This is a genomic window from Pseudomonas sp. Teo4, from assembly GCF_034387475.1.
In the GTDB taxonomy this organism is placed as follows: domain Bacteria; phylum Pseudomonadota; class Gammaproteobacteria; order Pseudomonadales; family Pseudomonadaceae; genus Aquipseudomonas.
Genome location: NZ_JAXCIL010000001.1, coordinates 1875450 through 1899976 on the forward strand (window position 1 = coordinate 1875450; position 24527 = coordinate 1899976).

Genomic DNA, 24527 nt, shown 5'->3' on the forward strand with positions numbered 1-24527 from the left:
CCGCTCAAGGCATATCCGGCAACGGCCGGTACGGGGCTACGGATGTGAAGCGCGGCCCAGGCAGGGCCACCGCCACCACATGGGCACCAGCCATACCCTGACGGCGACCGGGGCCAAAGCCCAGGGCCGGGGTCAGGCCGGTGCTGACGTCGTGCAGCCCCTCCAGGGCAGCAACCAGTTGTTCACGGCTGGCGTCGCGGCCGATCTGTTTCAGGGCCTCGGTCAATAGCCGCAAGGCACATAGGGTGTTGACCTGCAGCGATGCCTGGCGCGGGTCCAGGCCCTGGCGCCGTTGTACGCCGGAAAGGGTGGCCAGGCCGTGTTCGGTCCAGTCATCGGGCACATACGGATAAGCCAGAAACACCCGTTGCGACCAGTGTGCCGGCAACTGCGCCACGGCGCCTGCCACCTGGCTGGAGGCCGCCAGCAGGTAAGGCTCGCGGCCGGAAGCCTGTAACGCATTGGCCAGTTCAGCGAAGGCCGGGGCACGGCCCACGAACACCACACCCTGCCCGTCCACCGCCTGGCCGGCGAATGCCTGCACCGGCCCAGTGGCCCAGCCCTGTTGCTGCAAGCGCTCGCGCACCTGCTCGGCCAACGCCGCCTGCTCGGCACCGGCGTACACCACCCGCAAACCGTCCGCTGGCACACCCAGCGCATTGCGCGCGTGCTCGGCCAGGCTCAGCAACTGTGTGGGCAAACCTGGCAGCGGGTCGAAAATCTGTGCGCTGCCGCCGCTACGGGGAGTACTGCCCACCAACGGTACGTCGTGTTGCTCCAACGCAGTCACCAGCTGTTCATCGAGCATCGGGGCCAGCGGCGATATCAAGGCAAACACCTGCTGCTCGTCCACCAGGCGGTTGAGTGCCTGGCTGGCGCTGGCGGTGTCATTGCCTGGGTCAAGCACCACCAGTTCCAGGCGCCGGCCATGGATACCACCCTGTTCATTGAGTTGGGCCAGGCCATCTTCGATGACGGCGCGCACCACATGGCCCGCGTCGGCCAAAGGGCCGCTACCGGGCAGCAACGTGCCCAGACGCAATACGCTTTCCTCCACGCCGGGGTCGCGTTCATCACTCAGCCGCTTGAGATAGGCCGTCAGGTTGCGCTGGTCGGCCAGGGTCAGCTCGAAACGCGGCATGGCCGCATCCAGGCGGTTGCCGGCGGGGTCGACACCGTGCTGGATCGCCCGCGCCAGCGTGCCCTCGCTGTAGGCCGGGTAGCTGCGGCCATTGGCCTGTCGCTGGCCCTGGCCCAGCGCCAGGCGCTGCCAGTCGAGGCTGGGTGGCTTGACCCCGCCTTCGGCGCGGCCACGGCCGTCGGTGCCATGGCAACTGGCACAGGGCAGCACGCTGGCGGGCACGCTCATGCCGCTGGCACCGACCCGCGCCAGTAGTTGGGCATCACTGCTCGACACCCCTTCGCGGTAAAGCCGCTTGCCGGCCTGCTCGTGCTCGGTCAGGTCCAGGGCCAGGGCTGAACTGCACAGGGTCAGGCCCATGGTCAATGCCAGGACTCTTGCTGTGTTCATGGCGGCTAACGCCCAGCCAACGGTTGGGTCAACAGCTGCATGCGCTGGGCGATGGCCGCGGGCGGTGCATCCGGGCGGATCTTGCTCCAGCGCTTGCCGGCCACATCCCCGGCAATCAACTGCGTCGAGTGCTGCTCGGGGCTGGGCAGGAACTGGCCGATGCGGCCCAGCACCAGGTCGACGTTGGCTTTATCGCCGGTCAGGAACAGCCAGTTGGGGCCATCGACCCCCTGCTTCTCGGCAAAGGTCTTGAGCGCGGCGGGCGTGTCGTTGAGCGGGTCGCTGCTGATCGAGATGAAGGTCACCTGGCTGGCCAGCTCGGGCCCCATGGCGGTACGTACCTCACGCAATTTGCGGGTGATCAGCGGGCAGGCGTCGTTGCAGTGGGTGAAGATCACGTTCAGCATCACCACCTTGTCCTTGAGCACATCACTGTAGAAACGCAGCTCGCGGCCGTTCTGGTCCTTGAGAAGCGTGTCAGTGAACCAGGTCTGGGCATCGCGGGTGCCTGCGCCACTGCTGTAGGCCTGGGGCGCCGGTTGTGGGGACGGCGCATCCGAGGCATGCCCTTCGTGGGCCAGCGCCACCGAGGTGAGGATCCACAGGCACGCGCCCAATACCAGCCAGTCGAAACTACGCATGCCGCAACGGCGGGAAGTCAGGCTGCTCATGGTTGCACCTCGGAATGCTCAGGGGTGACGGCGAACGCCGAGCTCTTGGCGTGTACCCGGCGGGCACTGAGGCGGTTGATTTCCTCGATCAGCACGGCGGGGTCGGTGAAACCGTAGTAGCGCGTCCAGTGGCCGCTGCGCCCGTCGCCCACCAGAATCAGTGGTGGGTGCTGGCGTAGGTCGGCACTGAAGCTGCCCAGGCCTTTGAGGGTTTCGGTGATGGCATAGGGCGAGCCGGTCAGCCAGCTCCAGCCCGGCCCGTGCTGGAACGCCTTGGCGTAGTTCTGCAGGCGTTTGGCGTCATCGCGCTGGGGGTCGACGCTGATCGACACCAACTGGATCTCTTCCCCCACGCGCCCACCCAGTTGCTGCTGGACCTTGCCCATGATCGACGACACCACCGGGCACACCGTGGTGCAACTGGTGTAGATGAAGCCCATGACCACCAGGCGGTCGCCCACCAGGTCCTTCTCCAGGCGCACCGGCATGCCGTCCTGGTTCAGCAGTGCCACATCGGCGAAGCGTACGCTGGCCTTTTCCTGATGCGCCGCTGGCGGTTGTTCGGCAGCGCCGCTGTGGTCGTGATTTGCGTGGGCCAGGGCCAGGTTGCTGGCAAGCGTCAGGCTCAGGGCAAGCAGTTTGCAGGCATGCAGGCTGTTCATCGCACACTCCTTGTTTCAGCTTGGGAGGCAGTAGACGCTGCGGCCGGCAGGACGCGCAGGCTGGTGTAGTTTTCTTCGGCGAACTTGCGGCCCAACGATGGCGACTGCACGTGCAGGTACCAGGCGCCCGCCTCGGGCAGTTCCAGTGCGGCCTGGTAGACCCCATCACCGACTTCCTTGAGTGCCTGGGAGCGCGGCATCGAAGACGGCGCGAGGAAGTAACGCAGGCTCAAGTCGCTCAGGCCTTCACGGGGTTTGCCATCATCACCGACGATGCGCACCCGCGCGGTGTAGGCGCCACGCTGTGCCAGTGGCTGTTCGGTACCGATGAACTCAGCATGTGCGCCTTTGCGTCGGGCCGCATTGGGAGTGCTGGTCACGTCGGTGCTGAAGCAGTGGATGATCTGCGGTTGGTTGAGCAGGAAGGCCACATCGAACTTACCCGCCGCCGGCAGTTTCACCGTCGAGCCGTACACACCCGGCGCCACTTCGCGCAGGCTGCGGTCGACCACGATGGCCGCACGAGCCTGGTGGCCCCGGTTGTTGTAGCCGGACATCGGCGCATTCATGCCCTCGGCATAGAAGTAGGTGGTGTTGTCCACCGGGTTGACCACGAACACCGAATTGTCGTCGCGCGAGACCGACAAGCCCTGGGCCAGCGGCAAGTCACCGGCCTGACGCGGCGCGGCGGGGCCAGCCTCGAAGCCCTGGACGATCGGCTCACGGCCCTCGCCCAGGCTGCTGAGGTTGATCATGCTGACCTTGGGCGAAGCCAGGCCGCGCACGTAGGCATAGCCTTTGGTGAAGGTCAGCTGGTACGGTTCGGCCGCCACCGGAATGCGATGGATCAACGCGTCGGTGCTGGCATCGATCACCAGGGCCTGGTTTTCCAGGGTGTTGAGCACGATGCCGTAGCGGCCATCGCTGCTGAAGCGCATCGGCCCCAGGCCCTGTTCTGCCTTGATGGTGTGGCGCAGGTGGTGGCTGCGGGCATCGAACACGCGCACCGAGCCCTCCTTGCCATCGACCACGTAGACCGCCTGGGACAGCGGTGAGTAAGCCACCGACAGAGGATGCGGGCCTACCTCGAGGGTCTTGAGCAGGCGCATTTCGGGAATATCGATGACGCTGAGGGTGCCGCCGTCGCGGTTGGTGACGAAGGCGTAGCGCGAGTCGCCGCTGAAAGCGATCTCGTGGTGGCCAGAGCCGGTGGCGAAGGTCTTCAGCGTCGTGCGCCCAGGCACGTCGATCACAGTCACTCCGCCCTTGGCCGGGTCATCGCTGTTGTTGCCGACCCACAGCCGGTGCTGGTCTGGCTGCAACGCCACGCGAACCGGTTGCTCGCCTGCATCAAGCGTCGCCACGCGGGTGAAGGTTTCGGTGTCGATCACCGCCACCTTGCCGCGCTCGGGAATCGACACGAACACCTGCTTGTCATCGCTGGTGGCCGCCCAGTCCATGGGCCTCCCCGGCAGCTCGATGCGGGCCATGGTGCTGGTTACCCCGCCCACCGAGACGGTCGGGTCGATCACGGTCAGACTGGCGTCTTTGTTCAGCACCAGCAGGAAGTAGCTGTTGAGGTCGAGCAACGGCCGGGCGCCGATACTGCTTTTGAGGAACAACGCCACCCGTGCCTTGCAGCTGCTGTCGCGGTCCTCGGTGGGTGCCGACTGGGCCGGGTCGATCCAGGCCCCCGGAGCCATGCCCGACAATGGCTGGCCGCTGCTTTGGTCGCTGACCTTAAAGCGGATGTTGGCGAAGTCGCCTTCGCGCAACTCGCCGCCGGCCAGCGGCCGGGCCTCGAACTCTACGATGACGCCGTCCCGGCTGAGCCGGTGCAGGGCCTGCTCGTCGGCAGACTCCTGCAGTAGCTCACGTGGGTCACACCAGAGCTTTTCGTACGCAACGCCCAGGCCGATCAGTGCAGCTCCCAACATTACCCCCAGCAAAGCAGGGCGAGTCTTCTTGTTCATGCTCGCGTTCCCCTCAGTTACTGCGCTTGTGCCGTTGCCGGCGGTGCTTCGTTGGTGACCCGCAGGATGCCCCACAACCCCGAGGTGTTGCCGTAGGCTGCATAGTCGCGGAACAGGTAGTCGCCTGGCACAGCGTTGGCTCCCCCGGCACTTGGCAGCATGAAGCTGAAGTGCGCCGCCGGCAGCACGCTTTCCTGGGCACCGATGTACATCGACATCGGGTTGTAGCCGAAGCGCACCGAGCCGATCCCCGGCAGGTTCATGGGGTAACCGTTGGCATCGTTCTTCTCTGCCTGGTAGGCGTGCAGTGGCCACAGGTGCCCGTCCAGCTGGTAGGTGATGCCACGGCTGCCGCCGCTGGGCATGACCACATGGCTGCGCACTGGCTGGCCCGGCTTGGCCCAGAGCACTGGAGTCTGCGGGTCACCGCCGACCAGGTCGTTGCTGTAGGCCATGTGGGCGTTGGGCACATCGGCGAAGCCAAAGCCATCGGCGTGACCGAACGGTGCGTCCGGGGCCAGGCCGAAGCGCAGCCACAGCGGCTCGGTCTTGTAGTTCATGGCCATGTTGCCGTTGTCTTTCGGGTCGCCCGGTACGCCGTTGCCTTCGGTGGCGATCCCCTCCACCGGACGGCCATCGGCCCAACGCATGTTCATCGAGCGCTGCCAGACCGTGACGAAGTCGCGGTAGTCCGGCTGGCCACTGACCTTGACGGTGGACTGGGCACGACTGGCCGTGTCCTCGGTCCAGGTGGCGGTTTGCGGCAGGATGCTCATGGCGCCCACCAGGCCCTTCTGCGGCTGCTTGATGACGTCCGCCGGGGTCAGGTTGAGGCCGCCGAACTCGATGGCCGTCGTGTTGATGTTGTCCACCGTGCGGCCCAGTTGCAGCACCGGTTTGCCTTCACGCTCCAGGTGCCCGGCGTAGTACTGGTACACCCGGGTCGGGTAGGCACCGCTGCTGCCACTGCGCGGGGCGACGGTCTGCACCGGGTTCAGGCCGACGTTGACACCATCGGACTTGGTGATGTCGTACGCCAGCAGCTGGGCGTGCAGGCCCACATGGCTGGACGGGCGCATCAGGTTGTTGTTGAAAGCCGTCGAGCCTTCACTGTCGAAGCGGTTGCGCTTGACCACGTTCTGCATCACGGCGGTGCTGGGCAGGTCCGGCATGACCATCGGCAGGCGGTTTTCCAGGGTGATGCTGATGCAGTCGCCCGCGTTGGCACGCAGTACCAGCGGCTCCACCGGCACCCCGGCCTTGAGCTTGCCGGTGGTGGTGTCCAGGTCGGCCTTGCGCACGTACAGCACGGCGGTCGGGTCGTGCAGCGGCGCGCTGTGCCCGCCGACCGTGAAGGTGGTGCCATCTTCCTCGTCGGTCACCGTCACCTGCGGGATGCTGGTCTTGCGGCTGTTGAACACCAGGGTGCCGCCGTTGGCTTTCAATGCCCCGCCCACATGCTGGCCGATGCCTGCGGGGTCGTTGATGCTGACGCCGTGGCGGTTTTCCAGAATGTCGTTGGCCAGTGCGGCAACGATCTCATAGTTGCGCTTGACCGTTGTGCGGGTGCCGATGCCGTTGGCATTGGCGGTGGTTTTCGGGCAGATGCCGTCGAAGTTGACGGTATTGCGCATGGCCACCGGTTGCGGGTTGTTCGGCAGCGGGAACAGGTCGGCACGCTGCGCGGTGTAGTTGCGCATGATGCCCCAGATACCGTTCCAGTAGCCTTCCAGCGCGGCATCGAGAGAGTAAAGGTAGTCGCCATTGGTGGCGGCGGAGCTGGAGATCATCGACACCGGCGCCATGAAGCCCAGCTGTTCGGAGATACCGATCATCTGCGACGACTTCCACCCCGAGTTGGAGCTGTTGCCGAAGCCTGTGCCGTTCTGCAGCCACTTGACGCCGTGCAGGGTGACGTTGTGCTCCTCTTCATGGCCACCGGCGTGCATGCGCAGCCGCACGTTGTCGCCGGAGTAGGTGCGCAGCAGTGGCGTGAACGGGTCGCCCGGTTCGCTGCCGGCCTTGTTGATGTGCGGTGGGAACAGCGTGGTGCCACCGGTTGGGCCGACCGCCTGGGTGATGGCCGACGGCGCCAGGTTCATCGCCGGAATGGCGCGGTCGGTGCGGCTTTGCAGGGCATAGCCCAGATCGCCGCCCAGGCCATCGGCCTGCATGCCACGCTTGCCGTCCGGGGCCACCTTGTTGGGGTCGAACACCCGCAGCGCCAGCGGCTCGTTGCGGTAGTTGACGACGAACATGCCTGGGTCATCCACCGAAATCGCCTGTGGGCACGGCCGGGTCGGGCAGCCTGGGTTCAAGCCGCCGCGGGATTCGACCACCGACTCCAGCAGGTTCGAGGCCTTCTGCCGTACCGGCGGGTTGATGGCATAGCGGAAACTGTCGGCAGTGGCCGGGAACGACTGGCCATTGGGGATGCCGTCAGGGCCTGCGCCCACGTACACACCGGCTTCATAGGCGTGCTGGAAGTCGCTGTACTCGAGGAAGAACTCACGGTAGCTGTCGTTCTTGCCGTCGCCGTCATGGTCGCCGGTCTGGATCACCGCCTGCCACGAGGTCGGGCCGCCGTCCTGGCGCAGGGCCGGGTTGTACAGCTGCTCGCCGGTTTCGGCGTGGTACCAGGTGGAGCCTGCAGGTTCGGCCAGCACGGTGGCATACAGGCCCAGTTGCTGGTGGGTCGATGGGCCGAGGTGGTCGTGGGTGAAGATGGTGCCCAGGCCACGGTCGACGTTGAACACGTTGACCAGCGGGTCTGCGAACCAGCGCTGCATGGCCGTGCGTGCGCCCAGCCAGTCGGCCCTGCCGAAGCGGCCGAAGTACGGGTGCTGCTTGGCTTTCGGGCAGGCGGCGGTGCCATCGCGGGCGTCGCCTTCGCTGCAGTTGTTGAACGAGCGGATGGCCGCCACACGCTCTACCACGCTGCCGGGCGAGAGAATGCCGTCTTCGTAGTTCCAGCCGTTGGCCGAACCGTCGGCCGCGGTGAGGTCCCACTTGGGCAGGTGAATGTGCTGGCCGATCACGTCGGTCGGGGTACGCACCTGGTAGTCGTCCATTTCATAGAACGACGGGATCAGGTTGGTGTGGGTGTACATGGTGCAGTCGAAGGTGTTCATGCGCATCACCAGCGGCTCTGGTGGGCGCTGCTTGGTGATGACCGGCCAGGCGTCTTCCCACAGGGCCAGGATGCGCGCCTGCGGGAAGTGGTAGCCGACCTTGTTGTACACCGCGTCGAACTGGATGTTAGCGCCCTTGTAGATGCGTGGGCGGTCGGCGGTGAAGGTGGACGCGCCACGGAAGTTCATGCCGGTAAGGCTTTCACCGCTGAAGAAGTCGCCGGCGCCCGAAGTCTGGGTCAGGCGTTTGCCCCGGTCGTCCATGCACGGTTCATAGAAAGGCGCGCCAGCGGTTGGCAGTGCGCCGTTGGTGCGGAACGCCTTGGCCACCGGTTGGCTGCCCGGAATGAGCGCGAAGCTTGGGTGCTCGGCCTTGGCGTGGAACTGCATGGCCGCCTGCTCGACATCGGTGCCCTCTTCCGGCAGGTAGATCGGCTTGGCCTTGTGCACCACCTTGGAGAAGTCCAGCTTGGTGGTGGTGGTCTCGGCTTCGCCACCGGCGGACACACCGTCCAGGGCGTGACGGCCAAGGCCACCGTCCCAACCGTCGACCTGGTTCGGGTCGAGGTTAGCCCACAGGGCCTTGCCGCTGTCCTTCAGTTGCCGGGCCAGTGCCGGGTCGAGCATGTCCAGCGGCGGAGTTGGTGGACGTTGGCCAACGCTGCTTTCCATGCCGCCGATCCAGAACGGATAGCCGGGGTTTTTCAGGCTGCCGTCGACATTGCGGTTGGACTCGCTACGGTCAACCAGCGCCAGGGAGCCCACCGCCTTGGGCGCTGCCGGCTCATGGCCATGGTCGTCATCACCCTCCTCTTCACCTTCGTCGTCATCGTCCTGCTCGGCCACCAGCGTTTCGGCGAGCTTGGGCACCACCACGACCTTGCCTGGCATCGGCGCCATGGCCTTGCCGGGTAGCGGCACGATGGCAGGGATAGGCGTGCCGGCGACGATCTCGCCGTCCGGCAAGGCCCGGGCGCCGGCGGCCGGTTTGCCGCTGCGCAGGGCGAACGGGGTACTGTGGTAGCCGCTTTCACTCTGCCCGCTCACTTCCAGGCGAGTGCCTTCCTCGAACACATCGTGCACCCGCCACATGGCCCACATGCCTTGGGCGAAGTGCGGGTAGAAGTGGCAGTGGTAGATGGCATCACCCGCCACGCGGTTACGGTTGCCCGAGCCACCGTTGGCGATCTCGTAGGTGTAGCCGACACCTGGCCCGATACCCTGGGCATCGATGTAGTCGGAGTTGTCGTCGTTGGGGTTGAACAGCCATTGGTGCCCGTGCAAATGGAAGATGTGCTGTTCATGGCCGTTGTGGGTGTTGCGGAACTTGGTGAAGTCACCGATGTAGCTGTGGTGCACGTTGGCAGGTTCCGCCGGGTACAGCGCCATGCTGGCCTTGACCCCGGTGGCACTGGCCGGCGGCACTTCGCCTGGGCGGATGTTCTCGAGGCCGACGTTGGCCGGCACGTCCACCAGGGTGCCGATATCACCGACGGTGTGGGCGCTGAGGAAGAACTCTTCATAGGCGCACGACAGGCAGTCGTGCATCGGCCCCACGCCCAGGCGGTTGGCCACCACTTCGGCGCCCATGCCGCCAGAGCCGTAGTTGATCATGAACGAGTCGCGGGTCGGCTCCAGCACATGGCCCATGATCGGGTCGGCCCAGTAGCCTGGGAAGGCTTGGGTGGCCGCCACCTCATCGGCGAACTGCGAGGCGAAGTCGCGGAACGCCTCCAGACGGTTGGGCAGTGCCGGGTTGCGCTTGTTGATGCTTTCCAGCGGGTAGGTCGAACGCGGGAAACTGCCGTCGGCGTTGGGGCCCATGACGATGGCGTCGGTCTCGCTGCTGAGGATCTCGTTGCCGTCGACCATCGCGATGATCGGGCGGCCTGCCTTGCCCTCGGCGATCCACGGCTCCACCTGCGGGTAGCGCGCCTCGTAGTCGATCACCGGCTGGCCGGTGGCGGTTCGGCCGTTGGTGGCCAGGCGCATCTCTTCTTCGGTCAGGGTGTTGCGGTAGGTGCGCCCACCTTTGGGGACCACCACCACCTGGCCGAACAGGCCGTTGGCGACGTTGCCGGCGTTGCCCTGGCCGCCGAAGGTGGCGCCCTGGCTGGTGGCAGCGAAGGCCCCTTCGCGCTCGGCGTACAGGGTATAGCTGCGGGTGTTGCCGGGTGACACCAGGAAGTTGCCGTTGCGGCCGGTGTTGGCGGCGATATCGCCGATGCCGTTGACCGCTTGCATGCCATTGACCTGGAAGCCGACGTGGCGGTCGGTCACCTGTTCATCGGCGACGAAGTTCTCCCCGCCTTCGTTGTCGATTTCCGGGCCTTCTTCCTCTTCCTCGCCTTCGACTTCGTTTTCGTCGTGGTCGATCCCGTGCTTGTTGGGGTTGGCCTTGTAGTCCAGCAGGTTGGTCAGGTTGACGGTCAGGCAATCACCCGCGGCCACCCGCAGCACGATGGGCCGCGGGCGCTTGTCCGGGCGCAGGGTGACCTTGCCGGGTACGGCTGCGCCGCCCTTGCTCAGCGGCACCAGGTTTTCGTCCACCACATCCTGGCGGAGCGCGAACATCATGCCGTTGGCGTTTTGCGCGCCGAGGCGGTTGAACATCAGCGGCTGGTCCAGTGCCACCACGTTGGCCACCAAGGTGCGCTGGCACTGCACAGCCGCTTCGCTGGTAGCCTGCCAGCCGAGCACGGCCAACACGAGTGAGGTCAGGACTGAGCCTTTGATCGGGGTCGACATGCTGCACCTCCGGGACACAGGAAATCTGCGAGGAGACGGAGCAAGGTGTGTGCCATCTAATAAATACTAATATTTTCAGATAGTTATGAGATCAATCGAAACGAATTGGGGAGGATTCCCCAACCCTATTCCCCAATTGGGGGGAAGTGCTGACAGGCGCGAGTCGTAGGTAGGGTGCTTTCGCTTCGCATTTACAGCTTGCACTGGCTCTTGCGCAATCCCCCCGGATATCTGCAGGATTACACGCCGCCCCATTCCTGACCGGGCTATGATCAAGCGCTACGCACAGGACACCGTTGCCGATGCCCGTCGACCTGCAAGCACTCTACCCAAAACTGATCCACCTGATGCTGGACACCGTGTTCGTGGTCGACCGGGACAACCAGATCGTGTTCGTCAGCGACGCCTGCGAAGCGCTACTGGGTTACCGTGCCGACGAACTGGTCGGCACGCTGATCACCGACTACATGCACCCGGACGACCTGGCAGCCACCCGCGCCTCGATCATCCGGGTCATGAACGGCCAGCCCCACTTCGACTTTCGCAACCGCTACCTGCGCAAGGATGGCGGCGTTGTACACATACTGTGGTCGGCGTTCTGGTCCGAAGAAGTGGGCGCACGCATCGGTGTCGCGCGCAACGTGTCGGCCCTGACCAAGGCCGAGGAAGACCTGCGCTTTCTCGCCCACCACGACCCGCTGACCAAGCTGACCAACCGCTCGATCTTCAATGACCGGCTGGAGTCGGCGCTGAAGGCGGCGCAGCGGCACAACCGCAGCCTGGCGTTGCTGTTTCTGGACATCAACGATTTCAAGCGCATCAACGACGCCCACGGCCACGCCATGGGCGACCGCGTGCTGTGCATGATTGCCCAGCGGCTGCAAGGGTGCGTGCGGGAAACCGACACGGTCGCGCGCATGGGGGGTGACGAGTTCACGGTGCTGCTGACTGATGTCCAGTCGCAAACCGCGGTAACCGAGAAAGTCGCGCAGATACTTGCCGTCATGGCCGAGCCACTGGGCGCCGAATTCAATGGGCTGAGCATGCCGTCCTGCAGCATTGGCGTGGCCTGCTACCCCGAGGATGGGGACGATGCCGATACCCTGCTGAGCCGGGCCGATGGCGAGATGTACCGAGTCAAACGGCAACGCTCCAGCACAGGCTGAAGATGAAAGATTGGCAAATTGCCATCACTCGACTTTCAATCCGCGAGGCATGCCGCTAGAGTGTCGCCCCCGGGAATTGGATCCCGGCCTTTGTGCCATGGAGATGTCAGTGAAGTACCTCAGCAAGTGTGTAGCAGCAAGCGTTCTCGGCCTGGTTCTGGCAGGTTGCACCGGCGCACCGATCCACTCGGAGCACCATGACAGCAGCGAGTACACCGTGATCGGTCACAGCCAGGCAAGCGCCACCGGCCTCATGCTGTTCGGCCTCATTCCAATTCGCCAGAACAGCCGTTTCGTCCGCGCACAGGAAGCTGCCATCAAGGCCAAGGGCGGTGATGCGCTGATCAACACGCAAGTGCAGGAAAAGTGGTTCTGGGCCTGGGTCCTCAACGGCTACACCACCACCATTTCCGGTGATGTGATCAAGTTCAAGAACGCGCAGTAACCTCTGCCGCGTCACCTGCCGGGCGCGCTCGGCAGGTGACGCAAGCCTCACGCCACAGGTTCTGCGGTATCGGCGCGACGCTTTTGCCCCAAGCCATTCCAGCGCATTACGGCAAAGCTCACCACCTTGTTCCAGCAATACCCCACCAGCACACCACCGGCGATGGCCAGCACCACCGCGAACACTGGCTGATCGAACAGGCGCCGGGCCACGGACTGGAACTGGAAGTGCGTCAGGTAGATGTACAAGGTCGACGCGGCGATGGCCGCCCCCACCTTGGCGACGATTGCAGGCACCGCGACCGGTCGCAGCCAGATCAGCGCCAGTATTGCCGGCAGCGCGATGTCGATGAGCCCCAATTGCGCCACCTCTTCCCAGCCATGGTCCAGGATTGCGGCCAGGTCCATCTCGCCGATCAGCAGCGCCGCCACTGCGCTGACGACCCATTTGCGCGAGGTGGTGTCGGCAAAGTGAACTGCCATACCCAACACCATGATTGGCAGGAAATGCTGGGGTACCCGGTTGAACAGCGCCGTGGCATCGAACACGAACAGCTTCAGCAGCACATCCAGTACCATCAGCGCACAGGACGCCAGCACCAGGTTGCGGAACGGGTTGGCCATGACCCACTTGCGAACCCGGTCAATCGACAGCACCAGCCCGATGATGACGATCATCTGCAGCAGCACTTCGATGTACCAGGAGTTGAAAATGCCAACCTCTGCCGCCGTGTACCAGTTGTTTATCAAGAACAGCGACTGCCAATGGAAGGTGTCGAACACCACCTGGGTCAGCACGTTGTAACCGATGGTTGGCACCGCGATGGTGGCGACGGACTTCACCAGGCTGCGGGCGTCGCCGCGTTCGTCGATGGCCCGCAGCTGAAACCTGGCCAGGCTCAGGCCGGAGATCAGGAACAGTACCGAGGTCTCCCCCACCACCCGCCAGTTGTCGACCACCTGGAAATGCCCGACGACGATCAGGATGATGCACAGCACCCGCAACAGAACCGGCACCTCCATGGCACGGGTCGCCACTTTTGATGGCTTCACCTGGCCGGCCATTTCAGCCAGCGCTTTGACCGGCGTGCTCTCCCAGCGATCCGGCAGCTGGCCCAGCAGCTCCTCCAGCACCATGGAAGCCTGGACGAAGGACAGCGAATCACCGCCCAGCTCGACGAAGGTCAGGTTGGCATCGACGCTCGGCACCTGGAGGATCCGCGCCCAGGCCTCGCTGAGTCTCAGCGCAGTCGGTGACAGCTCATGGGCAGCGTTGTCTGCCGTCGAAGGCTTGTCGAATGCCGGCGGCAAGGCCCGTTTGTCTATCTTGCCATTGGGTGTCAGGGGTATCGCATCAAGGAACACGAACAGGGCCGGCACCATGTAGTCCGGCAGCTCGTCTGCCAATGCGTCACGCAACTCGGGTGCCGTCACGGGCTGCGCGGGCACGCAATAGGCCACCAACCGGATCATGGAACTGTCGTGGTTGGCCAGCACGACGCACTGTTTGACCCGTGGATGGCGGGCGATGGCGTTTTCGATTTCTGCCAGCTCGATGCGATGCCCGCGAATTTTTACCTGGCTGTCGGCACGTCCGAGGAAGCTGACGCTGCCGTCTTCAAGGTAAGTGCCAAGGTCACCGGTGCGATAACAGATGTCATTGGCGGCACCGGTGAACGGGTTCACCACGAACTTGTCCCCGGTTAGCGCGGTATCGCCCCAGTAGCCCAGCGACAGGTAGGGGCTGCGGATGTAGATCTCGCCTACTTCGCCTTCGCCGACCAGTTGCCTGGCCTCGTTCACCAGCAGTAGCTGTGCGCCATCGATGCCTTTGCCCAGCGGGATCTTGCCGCTTTCGGTATGTGGGTCGACCGGGTGGAACGCCATGGCCTGCGGGGTTTCAGTGGTGCCATAGAAGTTCACGCTGGCGGCGAACGGGGCGACGGCGCGTATCTGCTGGAACAGCGCTGGGCTCAGGGCATCGCCGCCCCAGAACAGGTAACGCAGGCGCTCGAACACCTGGCCATTCATTCGGGCACCGGTTTCGACGAGTTTGCCCAACGGCGGCGTCAGGTGCATGACCGAAACACCCTGCTGCGCGATCCAGGCCGCCAGCGCCGCCGGGTTGGTCAGGGTCGCCTGGGCCGGGCAGATGATTTTCGCTCCAATCGACAACGGCGTGAAAACATCCCGGTACACCGGGTCATGGCCCAGCCCAGAAAGCATGGAGAAGCAATCGTCGCGGCTGAAGCCGTGGTGCCGCACATGCCAGTCGATGAAATGAACCAGCGGTGCATGGTGGGTCACCACCCCCTTGGGAACCCCAGTGCTGCCGGAGGTGAAGGTGATGTAAGCCGGTTGGTTGGGGTCGACTTGGGGTAGCGGCGGATACTCGCCGGCAAAACGCCCCAGGGCCTCACCCGGCATTTCAGGTACCTCGATCAAGCCAGGCTGCGGGCCCGATGGGTCGAGTTCGAGCCGTGCCTCCCCACACAGCAGTACCAGCGCCGGCTGCAACGTGTGGATGATCTGGCTCACCCGCGCCGGCGGATAAGCCGCGTCGGCGATGGTGAAGGTCAACCCCGCGCGCAAGGCGCCGAGCATGGCATAGACCAAGCTGGCACAACGGCTGGAGACGATCACTACCCGGTCACTGCGTTTGGCACCTTTGGCCAGCAAGAAAGCGGCTACGGCCTGGCTTATCGCTTCAAGTTCGCGGTAGCTGCAGGTGGTGTCGTGGGCGATGATCGCGGTGGCATCGGGCGTGTGGCTGGCCTGATGCAGGAAATCCTGGAAGATCGGGCGCTCGGCACGGTATTCCAGGCGCAGTGTCGGGTCTGGACGCAAATCCTGCATGGTGGCTGTCTGCTCCGCGAGATCGGTACGTGGCTAACGTGAAGAACCGCTAATCCAGAGCGGCGCAAACCGCAGGACGAATGACAGAACGTTAGTGCACGGTGGCCGTTGACGCCAATGCCGGGCAGGCCCAGAGGGAGCGGATTTGCCCGCTCCAGTGCTCAGGCGTTGCGTTGCTGCTTGGCATTTTTCTTGGCAATGGCCTTCATGCGCGTGGCGGCCCGCTGCACGGTCGCCATCTTCTCCGGGCGTTTCATGCCGCGCCACTTGCGGATTTCTTCCCGGGTGCGGCCACAGCTCACGCACAGCTCGCTGTTGAGCTGGCACAGCGAGACGCAAGGGTTGTCGATGTCTTTGGCCATGGGGTACTCCGTGATCGGGCGCGGATCATACAGCAACACCCGTGTTCAACGCGCCTCCAGCAAGGCATTCACCTCTGCCCGCGTGGTGACGTGACCGAAGTGATGCTTCCACAGTTTGATGCCCAGTTCTCCCGACCGGTCCAGCGACGAACCCACGGTGAGGTCGGTGACCAGAGTCGGTGTCAGCCCCGCGTCGAACAGTGCAAAGCCGGCCGCCAATACGCAGGTTTCGGTCTGCATGCCACACACCAGCACCCTGTCGACGCCCAACTGCTTGATGTACTCGATGGTTTCGGTGGTCTGCCCGTAACCGTGCTTGATGAAGACCTTGTCGGCCTCGATCAGGTTTTCGTCCTGCGCAGCTGGGTGCCAGCCAAGCTGGCGCTGAAAGGGTGTCACCTGCTCATCGTGGATTTCCACCGTGGCAATGGTGGGGATCTTCGCCGAAAACGCGCGCAACCCATCGACAAGCCACTCTGGCGGACTGAACGTCGACTGCACATCGACAATAAGCAAGACCTGCTGCATTAAACACTCCCGAATGCTGACGGCGGCCGCCATCAGTTTGATTGCGCAGTGTGCCAAGTGATGGGGGCGTTGGCTATTTATGCGGTCCGTAGTTAGAACTTTTCTTTATTTATCGGTCTATGTGTTTGAACCCACTGCGGTTCGACAGGCGCAGCTGGAAAGTTGCCAGCGGCCACATGGTTACACGTCCCATTGTCCATCAGAGGTTGTCTTCGATCATGAAATTCCACGTCCCACGGATGGTGCTGTTTGGCCTGTTCGCCTTCGCGGCAGTGGGCTCGGCATCCGCAACACCCATGAAGACCGCACAGCCTGTTGTCGCAACGCCAGTCGACGCCGTCCAAGCGCCGGCACGGCCTGCCGGCAACCCCTGGCCAAGCCTGGCCAGCGTGGCAGACCAGCAACCAGGGACGATGCTGGCCCATGACGACCGTTACTACCATGATCACCGCAACGATTACCGACGCGACGACTGGCGCCGGGAACAATGGCGTCGCGACCAGTGGCGCCGCGAGCAAGCCCGCCGCGAAGCAGAGCGCCGCCGTTACTGGGAGCGTCACCACGACCGCGCCATGCACCACCGCTACGAAGACGATCACCGCTACTACCGTCGCTAATACAGCCCCTACCGCGGCCCAGAAAACAGGAACGACTGATCTGGCGCCGCGGTCAACATCCTCGACAGTGACCGAAATCGGTCTACAGCACGAGGATTGGCCATGAGTACGCTAACCATCGAAGGCTGGTGCAAACGCGACGCCGCGCAGAAATCCACCCCAGTGGGCGACATACACTTCGACATACAAGGCCCGACCCACAGGCTGCTGGAGCAGGCGGAAGAGTATCTGCAACAGAGCCATGAGACCGAAACCATGGTCGATGTCGACATGGACACCTTGAACCTGGTATTGCCGGAGGGGTATGCGCCGCTGGCCGACTGCCGTTTGCGGGTCTACCTGAGCCAGGAACAGCGCGGCCAGTTTCACCTGGTCGGCCATCGCGCCAGTGATGGCAGCCTGATCTACAGCAATGCAGTGTTGATCGCCCAGTTGAGTTGAGTAAGGTCCATGTGGGTACTTTCTTGCTCAATAACTAAAAGCTGGCGCGGTCCTTGTGGGAGCCGGCTTGCCGGCGATACAGGCAACTCGGTGTATGGCACCGGCTTCGCCGGTGATCGCCGGCAAGCCGGCTCCCACAGGATCGCGCAAGCTTGTTAGATGTTGAGCAAGAAAGTTGCCCAGCAAAGGCGATACTAGATCGCTGCCTCTACTCTTTGAGAGAGTACGAACGCTTCAACTGCTCCGGCGTCATTGCATCGAGCTTGCGATTGCGCGTTACACGAACCCGTTGCCCATCTGCGTGCACTGCTGCTGGAAAGTAGCGGGAGCCATACTCGAAGCTTCCTTGGCAGGTCTGCACAAGCCAAGCCCCGCCCATCACGCCGTTTGTGCCAACGCTCGACAGATACTGGTCAAGCCTGACCACGCACCCTGCGGGAAAATCAGCCTTTATCAGCCTCACCGACTCCCGAGTGATGTCATCGTCGGCAGCACAGACGGCCGAGAACAGCAAAAAAATGAGAGCCAAAGCAGGCTTGTTGACTTCAGGCATGGCGGAAATCCATTGCGCGCACGATCAAGTGTTAACCAGTCCAAGAGTTGCTGGCTTGGCCTAGTTTACCGATTTGAGTTTCACCGTCGATGCTTGATGTCAGGCGCTCTGGTGCAACGCGTCCCATCGATTGCGCTGATGATTACTATCGAGAGCGCCGCCTGTCGGGTTGCCAGCACCACCTCCTATAATCGCCCCCCATTTCCCCCCCGCTCCACGCGCCTGCTTCAGGCGTCATCCCACCTTGGAACCCGACACCATGCCAAGCCCCAATCAGCCCCCTCACGTCCCCGAACATAATCAACAGAGCGTCAAGCAGCAGTGGCTGGCGATTCTTTCCGTCGCCGTGGGGGCTTTCGCCCTGGTGACCAGCGAATTTCTCCCCGTGGGCGTGCTCAACGATGTCGCCAGCGACCTGGGCATCAGCGCAGGCCAGGCCGGCCTGATGGTGACCCTGCCCGGCATCATGGCCGCCCTCGCCGCCCCTTTGCTGTCGGTGGGCATCGGCGCCCTGGACCGTCGCTATCTGCTGATCGGCCTGACGCTGATCATGATCATCGCCAACGCGGTCGTGGCCTATGCGAGCGACTTCAACCTGCTGCTGTTCGGCCGCGTATTGCTGGGCATCAGCATCGGTGGCTTCTGGGCCACGGCCATTGCCCTGAGCGGTCGCCTGGCTCCCAAGGGGGTGGGCGTGGCCCAGGCCACCTCGATTATCATGGTCGGTGTGACCCTGGCCACCGTGCTGGGTGTGCCGGTCGGCACCTGGCTCAGTGGCCTGATGGGCTGGCGCATGACGTTCCTGATCACCGCGCTGGTGGGTGTACCGGTGTTGCTGGCGCAAGTCTTTCTGCTCCCGCGCCTGAACCCGGACAAGGCCATTCGCATCAGTGACCTGCCGGCCTTGTTCATCAACCCGCAGGCGCGGGTCGGGTTGATCGCGGTGTTGCTGATCGGCCTTGCGCACTTCGCTGCCTACACCTACGTAGCCCCCTTCTTCAAGCAAAAGGCCGGCTTTGACGGGCCGACCATTGGCTCGCTGCTGTTGCTCTATGGCGTGGCCGGTGTACTGGGCAATATTTTCGCCGGTTTCGCCGCCAACCGAAGCGTACGTCACACGCTGTTGCTGGTCGGACTCATGATCGGCACCAGCACCGCGCTGTTCCCCCACTTCGCCACCGGCATGACTGGCGCTGCGATGCTGATCGCGCTTTGGGGCTTCGCCTTCGGTGCCTTCCCGGCCTGCGCCAGTATCTGGATGTTCGTCGTGGCGCCCAAGGATGTCGAACGCGGCATGCCGCTGTTCGTGGCCATGTTCCAGGTGATCATCGCGCTGGGCTCGTTCTTCGGAGGGCGTATCGTCGACCAACTGGGCAGCTCGGTGCTGCTGAGCCTGGCCACGGCCCTGGTGGGTTGCGGTTTGGTCACGGTGCTTGTGCTGGGGCGTAACGTCAGTAACAACCTGGCGGCTCAACCCACTTGAGCCCATTGGGGGCCATCGCGCCCCCGTTCCCTAGCGCAGGGCTTTTAGCAGCTGTGCAACTACTTGAGCTTCGACGGCACCTTCCCTTTCATCCGCCTCGAAAGCCGCACAACTGAACGATTCGTCGCCGTTGCCGGCACGATAAACGGCAATGACACTGCCAGGCCCGCAGCCTGTGTGCCCGCAGAGCGTAAAGCCTCCTTCGACCTCCCCCTGCATAACGCCAAGGCCATAGCCTGGGGTAATCCATGGGCGGCCGGGAATCGGACCACCCAACGTCCGGGCCGCCTGCATCTGCTGGAGCAAGCCCGTGGGTAGAAGCCCTGTGCAGAACAGGCGATCCAGAAACTGCGCGGCTTGTGAAACAGGGCCTATCAGCAAGCCGTGATAGACCCAGGCAGGGTCGTACTCCGAAGTACTTCCAAGGAGGGTCGTTTGCAAGTCCGCCCGCGTTCTGGCAAAGCGCACATTTGACAGGCCCAGCGGGATCAACGCCCGTTGACTCACAGCCTCATCAAGCGTCAGGTCAGTCAGCCGTTCGATAAGACTGCCAACCAGCATGTAGCCAACATTCGAGTAGCGCCATGCGGTCCCGGGGCTGTAGCGCAGCCGAGCACCTTCGAGGCGCTGCATCATTTCACTTGCCGGCCAGGCTGATTCGTTGTTGGCAACCGCGGCGTGATAGTCCGCCAGTTCGCCATAGTCGGCGAGGCCCGCCTCGTGTCGCAGCAGCTGGCGCAAGGTGAACGGTTGATCGAGAACAGGCGCGTCCAACCCAACCCGCCCATCACGCACCAAGGTGAGGGCTGTCGCCGCCAGCACTGTTTTCGTGAAGCTCCACCAAGGGACCAATGGTTCTGATGGGTCAGGCGTTCGTGGTTGGCCATTTGATACGAGTGCACTGAGCATGGGCTTCCCTGGCGTGTTGTGCGGATCGACAAGATAACGCAATCGCTCCCACAGGGTGGGTTGCAAGCTTGAGGATTGCGCAGGAGGCTGGCGTCAGACAGTATCGAACCCCCTGCACCTGGAGCGTTCGAGATGATCCGCCTGGCCAAAGCTTGCGATGAACCCTCAATCAGAACATGCGCCGAGCAGGCCTACGCCCACTATGTGCCGCTGATCGGGCGCAAGCCCGCGCCAATGGTCGCCGACTACGTCGCGCAGATCGCGGCAGGCTTTGTACATGTCGCCACCGATGATCAGGGCGGGTTTCAGGGTTTCATCGTGTTTTACCCCGAGGCAGGTTACATGTTGCTGGAGAACGTGGCCGTGTTGCCCAGTGCGGCCGGCCGTGGTGTCGGCAAGGCGCTTATCGGCTTTTGCGAGCACACTGCCCGGCAACTAGGCCTGCCTGCAGTGCACCTGTACACCAACGAGAAAATGACCGACAACCTGTCGATCTACCCAAAACTCGGTTATGTGCAAGTGGCGCAGCGCACGGAGGACGGCTTCAGCCGCGTCTACTTCGAAAAGTCTCTCGACTGACCCTGCGCATGTGTTCGCGCGTGCCGCCTTGGCTTGCCGCTACGCAATGAATTGGCAACGCATGCCCATGCTAACCTGCGCTCACCTTCCCTCCAGGTGCCTATGCTCATGCCCATTGCCGACAACCTGATTGCGTTCACTCTAGCGGCCACACTGCTGACCGTGACACCGGGCCTCGATACTGCGCTCATCCTCAGAACAGCCACGGTCGAGGGACGCCGACAAGGGTTACGCGCGGCGCTGGGGATCAACGCTGGCTGCCTGCTGTGGGGCGCCGCGGTTGCGTTCGGCCTCGGGGCGCTGCTGGCAGTGTCGGAACTGGCTTACAACGTCTTGAAGTACTGCGGCGCGGCCTACCTGGCCTGGCTGGGCGTGAACATGCTGGTGCGGCCACGGCAATCGTTGGCGCCGGATGCAACGCAGGAACGCGCAGAGACCAACTGGTTCCTCAAGGGCATGATGGGCAACCTGCTGAACCCGAAAGTCGGCATTTTCTACGTCTCGTTCCTGCCGCAGTTCATCCCTCAGGGCCAGCCCTTGGTGGCCTGGACCTTTGGCCTGGTCGGCATCCACGTGGCGCTGGGTCTGTTGTGGGCGGTGGCGCTGATCGGCGCAACACAGTCACTCGCGGGGGTACTGCGCCGCGAAAAGGTCATCGGATGGCTGGACCGCGCCACAGGCATGGTCTTCGTGCTATTTGCCGTGCGCCTGGCGCTGAGCAGGCGTTGATCACGCTCGCGCCTTAAAAATAATACTTTTGCATATTAGGTTATGCCTAAAGTGCATTTCATATCCATTTAGGAAACCATTAGGATTTAGCCACATATACCCTTCAGCTCTTAAAACTGGCTGAAGCACTACAATTTCCGCACATCCTGCACGCTACCCGGCCACGTGGTGCCTGCCCCCTGATCACGCACGGAGGCACCATGCCCGTTTCTTCCTTCAACCGCCGCCAGTTGCTCGCGATGGCGGGTACTGCTGCGGCAGCCGCGTTTGTCGGCCGCTTCGCGTTTGCCGATGACAGCCACGTCGGGCACGCCGCCCATGCCGCTCACCCCGTGGGCAGCGGCCTGGACCTCGAAAGCAATCGCTGGGTGCTGCCCGAGCCACGCAAGATCAAGCTCGCGACCAACCTCAATGCCGTGTGCCTGGCGCCGGTAGCCGTGGCCGACAGCCAGGGCATCTTCAAGCGCCACAATCTCGACGTGGAGTTCGTCAACTTCGGCAACTCCACCGAGGTGCTGCTCGAATCCATGGCAACCGGCAAGGCGGATGCCGCTACCGGCATGGCGTTGCGCTGGCTGAAGGCGCTGGAGCAAGGCTTCGACGTCAAGCTGACCGCAGGCACCCACGGTGGTTGTCTGCGTCTGCTGACCCTGAACGACGGCCCGAAGAGCCTGGCAGCCCTCAAGGGCGCGACCATCGGCGTCACCGACATGGCGGCAGCGGACAAGAACTTCTTTTCCCTGATGCTCAAGCGCCATGGCGTCGACCCGGTGCGGGACGTGACCTGGCGGGTGTACCCGGTCGACCTGCTCAGCGTCGCCCTGCAAAAAGGCGAGATCCAGGCCGCCAGCGGCTCGGACCCGATCATGTACCGCGTCAAGCAGCAGCCAGGCTTCACCGAGCTTGCCACCAACATGATCGAGGAATACGCCAACATGAGCTGCTGCGTGGTGGGGGTCAGCGGCAAGCTGGCGCGCGACGACACACCTGTGGCGGCGGCCATCACCCACTCGATTCTGCAGGCCCATGCCTGGGCCTCGCGCAACCCGGACGCGGTGGCCGAGGAGTTTCTCAAGTTCGCGGTGAACACCTCCAAGGAAGAGGTGCACGCCATCCTCACCGAGCACACCCATGGCTATTACTCGGTGGGCGACACCTTCGTCAAAGAGATCGCGGTGTACGCCCGCGACCTGAAAAACATCGAGGTGCTGCGCCCCCGTACCGACCCACTGGAGTTCGCGGAGGGGATCCATGCCAACGTATTCGCTTGAGCACAGCCAGGCCGCTCAACCCCCACGGGCGGTAATCTGGCGTGCAGGGCTGCTGGCGGCGCTTGCCTGGGTCGCCTTCGCGCTGTTCACGGGCCTGTATCCGGACGGCGGCAAGCCATGGCCTTTTACCCGCGAGCTGGCCTTGGCCAGCGCTAGCGTCGGGGTGTTGCTGGCAGTGCCGGCACTGCTGCCGTCGCTCTTCACCCGCCTGGTCCAGCGGCTGCGGCCGGCGGGCGCCTGGTTGGCCGCCCTGCCCCTGCTGCTGGGCATCTGGCTGCTGGTGACGGCCAAGGTAGTGCTGTTGCCTGTGCCGTTCTTCGCGCCGCCCCAGGCACTGATCGAGGTGTTCGTCGATGACTGGCCACGACTGGGCGAAAGCCTGCTGCATTCGCTGTGGCTGCTGCTCAATGGTGTGATCATCGGTGGCTTCGCCGGCTTCATTGCCGGGGTGGCCATCGGCTGGTCGCACCGCATCGGCTACTGGGTGCACCCGGTGCTGCGCATCCTGGGCCCGGTGCCATCAACGGCGCTGCTACCGATCTGCTTTTTCTTCTTCCCGTCCAGCTGGAGCGCCAGCGTGTTCCTGATTGCCCTGGCCACCTGGTTCCCGGTCACCGTACTGACCTGGTCCGGGGTGGCCAGCGTCGACAAGGCCTACTACGAAGTGGCCCGCACCTTGGGCGCCAGCTCGCGCTTTCTGGTGTTGCGGGTGGCGATTCCAGCGGCGTTGCCCCATGTCTTCGTCGGCCTGTTCATGGGCCTGGGCGCTTCGTTTTCGGTGCTGGTGGTGGCCGAGATGATGGGCGTCAAGGCAGGCCTTGGCTGGTACCTGCAATGGGCCCAGGGTTGGGCGGCCTACGCCAACATGTACGCGGCGCTGCTGGTGATGGCGCTGCTTTGCTCCGGGTTGATCACGTTATTGTTCGTTGTTCGTGACCGGGTATTGTCCTGGCAGAAAGGAGCCGTGAAATGGTGAACCTCGCGCACACTGCCACGCCACAAGCAATCGGCATGGCCCTGGATATTCGCGGTTTGAGCCATGCCTTCGCACTCGGCGACAGCCACTTGCCAGTGCTGGACAAGGTCGACCTGCAACTGGCACCCGGCGAAAGCGTCGGCCTGCTCGGCCCCTCGGGCTGTGGCAAGTCGACCCTGCTACGCCTGGTTGCCGGCCTGGAGCCCTTGCAGGGCGGCCACCTGTTGGCCGACGGTGAAACCGTCGATGGCCCCCACCACTCGCGGGTCCTGGTGTTCCAAGACCCCACGCTGTACCCCTGGCGCAGTGTGTGGGACAACGTCGCCCTGGGCCTGCAGGCCCGCGGGCAGCTCAAGGCGCAGCGGCACCGGGTCGACGACACACTGCGCAAGGTGGGCCTGTTGGAATTTCGCGATGCCTACCCACGCCAGCTTTCCGGCGGCATGGCTCAGCGAGCGGCCCTGGCCCGAGCGCTGATCAACGAACCGCGAGTGCTGTTGCTCGATGAGCCGCTGGGCAAGCTCGACTCGCTGACCCGCATCACCCTGCAGGGCGAACTGATACGGCTGTGGCAGCAACAGGCCTATAGCTCGCTGCTGGTGACCCACGATGTCGAGGAGGCGTTGTTGATGTGCGACCGCGTGCTGGTGTTCTCGCCACGCCCGGCACGGGTGCTGGCTGAGCTGAAGGTCGAGCGCCCCTACCCGCGCCGCCGCGATGACCCGCGTTTGCTGGAACTGCGTCACCACGCCCTCGAACTGCTGGGCCAGGGTCGCGACTGGTAGCGGTTGTCCAACACTGCCTGGGCAGGAAGTTGTACATCGTTCAAATTCAGAGGCCGGACCGTTGCTTTGTACAAATGTATGACCTGAAATGGCGGTTCATCCCTTGCCCCGA

20 protein-coding genes are annotated in these 24527 nt (G+C 63.7%); 10 read left to right on the forward strand and 10 right to left on the reverse strand.

The genetic code is table 11. The features are described 5' to 3' along the window. Nucleotides 1–4 precede the first annotated feature (4 nt). From PspTeo4_RS08610 to mnxG, 5 genes are read right to left on the reverse strand one after another with little or no spacing between them, the layout of a single operon-like run. On the reverse strand, nucleotides 5–1531 hold the full coding sequence (locus PspTeo4_RS08610; protein WP_322363241.1) for an ABC transporter substrate-binding protein: 1527 nt from the start codon (nucleotides 1529–1531) through the stop codon (nucleotides 5–7). A gap of 5 nt (nucleotides 1532–1536) precedes the next feature. After that, a complete protein-coding gene (locus PspTeo4_RS08615; RefSeq protein WP_322363242.1) occupies nucleotides 1537–2202 on the reverse strand; it encodes an SCO family protein in 666 nt (221 codons plus the stop codon). Continuing rightward, entirely contained in the window at nucleotides 2199–2864 is a 666-nt protein-coding gene (locus PspTeo4_RS08620; protein ID WP_322363243.1) for an SCO family protein, read from the reverse strand. Before PspTeo4_RS08620 ends, PspTeo4_RS08615 begins: the two co-directional genes overlap by 4 nt. Further along, a complete protein-coding gene (locus PspTeo4_RS08625) occupies nucleotides 2861–4837 on the reverse strand; it encodes a cytochrome D1 domain-containing protein (RefSeq protein WP_322363244.1) in 1977 nt (658 codons plus the stop codon). Before PspTeo4_RS08625 ends, PspTeo4_RS08620 begins: the two co-directional genes overlap by 4 nt. A 17-nt stretch (nucleotides 4838–4854) precedes the next feature. After that, nucleotides 4855–10716, reverse strand: coding sequence for a manganese-oxidizing multicopper oxidase MnxG (gene mnxG / locus PspTeo4_RS08630; RefSeq protein ID WP_322363245.1), 5862 nt, complete (start codon nucleotides 10714–10716; stop codon nucleotides 4855–4857). A gap of 302 nt (nucleotides 10717–11018) precedes the next feature. Here mnxG and PspTeo4_RS08635 point away from each other — a divergent pair, with 302 nt between their 5' ends. Continuing rightward, nucleotides 11019–11882, forward strand: coding sequence for a sensor domain-containing diguanylate cyclase (locus tag PspTeo4_RS08635; RefSeq protein ID WP_322363246.1), 864 nt, complete (start codon nucleotides 11019–11021; stop codon nucleotides 11880–11882). A gap of 103 nt (nucleotides 11883–11985) precedes the next feature. After that, nucleotides 11986–12327: a hypothetical protein gene (locus PspTeo4_RS08640; protein WP_416196944.1), complete on the forward strand. Its 342-nt coding sequence runs from the start codon at nucleotides 11986–11988 to the stop codon at nucleotides 12325–12327. Between the two features lie 47 nt (nucleotides 12328–12374). Here the strand turns inward: PspTeo4_RS08640 and PspTeo4_RS08645 are convergent, their stop codons facing one another. The 3 genes from PspTeo4_RS08645 to PspTeo4_RS08655 all read right to left on the reverse strand — a co-directional run bounded on the left by PspTeo4_RS08645 (nucleotide 12375) and on the right by PspTeo4_RS08655 (nucleotide 16072). Beyond that, the gene (locus PspTeo4_RS08645) at nucleotides 12375–15182 is read right to left on the reverse strand and encodes an amino acid adenylation domain-containing protein (protein WP_322363248.1); all 2808 of its coding nucleotides are present in this window, start codon (nucleotides 15180–15182) and stop codon (nucleotides 12375–12377) included. Between the two features lie 161 nt (nucleotides 15183–15343). After that, entirely contained in the window at nucleotides 15344–15544 is a 201-nt protein-coding gene (locus tag PspTeo4_RS08650) for a DUF1289 domain-containing protein (protein WP_322363249.1), read from the reverse strand. Nucleotides 15545–15589: 45 nt separating this feature from the next. Then, nucleotides 15590–16072: an isochorismatase family protein gene (locus tag PspTeo4_RS08655; RefSeq protein ID WP_322363250.1), complete on the reverse strand. Its 483-nt coding sequence runs from the start codon at nucleotides 16070–16072 to the stop codon at nucleotides 15590–15592. A gap of 218 nt (nucleotides 16073–16290) precedes the next feature. Between PspTeo4_RS08655 and PspTeo4_RS08660 the strand changes: the two genes are divergently transcribed. Both PspTeo4_RS08660 and PspTeo4_RS08665 read left to right on the forward strand, forming a co-directional pair. Continuing rightward, complete coding sequence (locus tag PspTeo4_RS08660) at nucleotides 16291–16689, forward strand: hypothetical protein (protein WP_322363251.1); 399 nt, start codon at nucleotides 16291–16293, stop codon at nucleotides 16687–16689. Between the two features lie 102 nt (nucleotides 16690–16791). Further along, the gene (locus tag PspTeo4_RS08665; protein ID WP_322363252.1) at nucleotides 16792–17130 is read left to right on the forward strand and encodes a hypothetical protein; all 339 of its coding nucleotides are present in this window, start codon (nucleotides 16792–16794) and stop codon (nucleotides 17128–17130) included. A 208-nt stretch (nucleotides 17131–17338) separates the two neighbouring features. Here PspTeo4_RS08665 and PspTeo4_RS08670 read toward each other — a convergent pair whose 3' ends face one another. Next, on the reverse strand, nucleotides 17339–17683 hold the full coding sequence (locus PspTeo4_RS08670) for a hypothetical protein (protein ID WP_322363253.1): 345 nt from the start codon (nucleotides 17681–17683) through the stop codon (nucleotides 17339–17341). Nucleotides 17684–17942: 259 nt separating this feature from the next. Between PspTeo4_RS08670 and PspTeo4_RS08675 the strand changes: the two genes are divergently transcribed. Further along, entirely contained in the window at nucleotides 17943–19166 is a 1224-nt protein-coding gene (locus PspTeo4_RS08675; RefSeq protein ID WP_322363254.1) for an MFS transporter, read from the forward strand. A 30-nt stretch (nucleotides 19167–19196) separates the two neighbouring features. Here PspTeo4_RS08675 and PspTeo4_RS08680 read toward each other — a convergent pair whose 3' ends face one another. Next, the gene (locus PspTeo4_RS08680) at nucleotides 19197–20075 is read right to left on the reverse strand and encodes a serine hydrolase domain-containing protein (RefSeq protein ID WP_322364822.1); all 879 of its coding nucleotides are present in this window, start codon (nucleotides 20073–20075) and stop codon (nucleotides 19197–19199) included. A gap of 132 nt (nucleotides 20076–20207) precedes the next feature. Here PspTeo4_RS08680 and PspTeo4_RS08685 point away from each other — a divergent pair, with 132 nt between their 5' ends. The 5 genes from PspTeo4_RS08685 to PspTeo4_RS08705 all read left to right on the forward strand — a co-directional run bounded on the left by PspTeo4_RS08685 (nucleotide 20208) and on the right by PspTeo4_RS08705 (nucleotide 24415). After that, nucleotides 20208–20654, forward strand: coding sequence for a GNAT family N-acetyltransferase (locus PspTeo4_RS08685; protein ID WP_322363255.1), 447 nt, complete (start codon nucleotides 20208–20210; stop codon nucleotides 20652–20654). 108 nt (nucleotides 20655–20762) lie between these two features. Then, nucleotides 20763–21383: a LysE family translocator gene (locus PspTeo4_RS08690; RefSeq protein ID WP_322363256.1), complete on the forward strand. Its 621-nt coding sequence runs from the start codon at nucleotides 20763–20765 to the stop codon at nucleotides 21381–21383. 200 nt (nucleotides 21384–21583) lie between these two features. Then, the gene (locus PspTeo4_RS08695) at nucleotides 21584–22654 is read left to right on the forward strand and encodes an ABC transporter substrate-binding protein (protein WP_322363257.1); all 1071 of its coding nucleotides are present in this window, start codon (nucleotides 21584–21586) and stop codon (nucleotides 22652–22654) included. Continuing rightward, nucleotides 22635–23630 carry an ABC transporter permease gene (locus PspTeo4_RS08700; RefSeq protein WP_322363258.1) on the forward strand — a complete coding sequence of 332 codons (996 nt, stop codon included), beginning with the start codon at nucleotides 22635–22637 and terminating at the stop codon, nucleotides 23628–23630. Before PspTeo4_RS08695 ends, PspTeo4_RS08700 begins: the two co-directional genes overlap by 20 nt. Further along, complete coding sequence (locus tag PspTeo4_RS08705; RefSeq protein ID WP_322363259.1) at nucleotides 23624–24415, forward strand: ABC transporter ATP-binding protein; 792 nt, start codon at nucleotides 23624–23626, stop codon at nucleotides 24413–24415. Before PspTeo4_RS08700 ends, PspTeo4_RS08705 begins: the two co-directional genes overlap by 7 nt. Nucleotides 24416–24527 lie beyond the last annotated feature (112 nt).

Bases quoted from the DNA above. Each gene is read 5' to 3' on its own strand.
- PspTeo4_RS08690 (WP_322363256.1), top strand. From the start codon at position 20,763: ATGCCCATTGCCGACAACCTGATTGCGTTCACTCTAGCGGCCACACTG.
- PspTeo4_RS08670 (WP_322363253.1), bottom strand. From the start codon at position 17,683: ATGCCTGAAGTCAACAAGCCTGCTTTGGCTCTCATTTTTTTGCTGTTC.
- PspTeo4_RS08700 (WP_322363258.1), top strand. From the start codon at position 22,635: ATGCCAACGTATTCGCTTGAGCACAGCCAGGCCGCTCAACCCCCACGG.
- PspTeo4_RS08640 (WP_416196944.1), top strand. From the start codon at position 11,986: ATGTCAGTGAAGTACCTCAGCAAGTGTGTAGCAGCAAGCGTTCTCGGC.
- PspTeo4_RS08680 (WP_322364822.1), bottom strand. From the start codon at position 20,075: ATGCTCAGTGCACTCGTATCAAATGGCCAACCACGAACGCCTGACCCA.
- PspTeo4_RS08655 (WP_322363250.1), bottom strand. From the start codon at position 16,072: ATGCAGCAGGTCTTGCTTATTGTCGATGTGCAGTCGACGTTCAGTCCG.
- PspTeo4_RS08650 (WP_322363249.1), bottom strand. From the start codon at position 15,544: ATGGCCAAAGACATCGACAACCCTTGCGTCTCGCTGTGCCAGCTCAAC.
- PspTeo4_RS08660 (WP_322363251.1), top strand. From the start codon at position 16,291: ATGAAATTCCACGTCCCACGGATGGTGCTGTTTGGCCTGTTCGCCTTC.
- mnxG (WP_322363245.1), bottom strand. From the start codon at position 10,716: ATGTCGACCCCGATCAAAGGCTCAGTCCTGACCTCACTCGTGTTGGCC.
- PspTeo4_RS08635 (WP_322363246.1), top strand. From the start codon at position 11,019: ATGCCCGTCGACCTGCAAGCACTCTACCCAAAACTGATCCACCTGATG.
- PspTeo4_RS08645 (WP_322363248.1), bottom strand. From the start codon at position 15,182: ATGCAGGATTTGCGTCCAGACCCGACACTGCGCCTGGAATACCGTGCC.
- PspTeo4_RS08615 (WP_322363242.1), bottom strand. From the start codon at position 2,202: ATGAGCAGCCTGACTTCCCGCCGTTGCGGCATGCGTAGTTTCGACTGG.
- PspTeo4_RS08620 (WP_322363243.1), bottom strand. From the start codon at position 2,864: ATGAACAGCCTGCATGCCTGCAAACTGCTTGCCCTGAGCCTGACGCTT.
- PspTeo4_RS08610 (WP_322363241.1), bottom strand. From the start codon at position 1,531: ATGAACACAGCAAGAGTCCTGGCATTGACCATGGGCCTGACCCTGTGC.
- PspTeo4_RS08705 (WP_322363259.1), top strand. From the start codon at position 23,624: ATGGTGAACCTCGCGCACACTGCCACGCCACAAGCAATCGGCATGGCC.
- PspTeo4_RS08665 (WP_322363252.1), top strand. From the start codon at position 16,792: ATGAGTACGCTAACCATCGAAGGCTGGTGCAAACGCGACGCCGCGCAG.
- PspTeo4_RS08675 (WP_322363254.1), top strand. From the start codon at position 17,943: ATGCCAAGCCCCAATCAGCCCCCTCACGTCCCCGAACATAATCAACAG.
- PspTeo4_RS08695 (WP_322363257.1), top strand. From the start codon at position 21,584: ATGCCCGTTTCTTCCTTCAACCGCCGCCAGTTGCTCGCGATGGCGGGT.
- PspTeo4_RS08625 (WP_322363244.1), bottom strand. From the start codon at position 4,837: ATGAACAAGAAGACTCGCCCTGCTTTGCTGGGGGTAATGTTGGGAGCT.
- PspTeo4_RS08685 (WP_322363255.1), top strand. From the start codon at position 20,208: ATGATCCGCCTGGCCAAAGCTTGCGATGAACCCTCAATCAGAACATGC.